Raw genomic sequence first — 964 nt, 5'->3', positions numbered from 1 at the left:
CTGGACGAGGCCACCCGCGCGGCCATGGGCGCCCAGGCCGTGGCCCTGGCCAAGGCGGTGAACTATGACAGCGCCGGCACGGTCGAGTTCGTGGCCGGCCAGGACAAGAGCTTCTTCTTCCTGGAGATGAACACCCGCCTGCAGGTCGAGCACCCGGTCACCGAACTGATCACCGGCCTTGATCTGGTCGAACAGATGATCCGCTCGGCCTGGGGCGAGGCGCTCGCCTTCAAGCAGGAGGACCTGAAGATCAACGGCTGGGCCATCGAGAGCCGCATCTACGCCGAAGACCCGTATCGCAAGTTCCTGCCCAGCATCGGCCGACTGGTCCGCTACGACCCGCCGGCCGAGGGCGATCACGGCGCCTATGCGATCCGCAACGACGCGGGCGTGCGCGAGGGCGACGAGATCTCGATGTACTACGATCCGATGATCTCCAAGCTGTGTTCCTGGGCCCCGACCCGGCTGGCGGCGATCGACGGCATGGGCCGGGCCCTGGAGGACTTCCATATCGAGGGTCTTGGCCAGAACATCCCGTTCCTGGCCGCGGTGATGGACGAAGACCGCTTCCGCTCGGGCCAGCTGGCCACCAGCTACATCAAGGACCAGTTCCCCGACGGCTTCCACGGAACCGAGCCCACGCCCGCGCAGCTGGACATCCTGACCGCCGTCGGCGCGGCCATGCAGCGGGTCCAGGCCGCCCGCGCCCGATCCTACGCCTCGGGCCTGATCGGCGCGCCGCGCGAGACCTGGACCGTGGCCATCGGCCCGCATCGCCGCCGGGTGAAGGTCTCTGGCGACGAGGCCCTCGCCATCGCCCTGCTGGACGAGAACCGGACCCTGACCCTGAGCGACATCGACTGGCGGCCGGGCAAGCCGGTGTTCAAGGCCCGTCTCGACGGGCAGGCCTTCACCGTCCAGGTCGCTCCGGCCGCCGAGGGCTTCACCGTCCGCCACCGCGCCG

The 964-nt window shown here is 69.3% G+C and carries 1 protein-coding gene; it reads left to right on the top strand.

Annotation, left to right across the window (positions count from 1 at the left end; all coding sequences use genetic code 11):
• Window positions 1-964 (top strand): ATP-binding protein (locus OR37_RS20520; protein WP_035017844.1); only part of this gene is annotated, 964 nt, incomplete at both ends.

The sequence above is a fragment of the Caulobacter vibrioides OR37 genome (genome assembly GCF_000372645.1).
Lineage (GTDB): Bacteria > Pseudomonadota > Alphaproteobacteria > Caulobacterales > Caulobacteraceae > Caulobacter > Caulobacter vibrioides_E.
The sequence above is the reverse complement of the archived record's forward strand: the minus strand, read 5'-3'. Positions and strand labels throughout refer to the sequence as shown.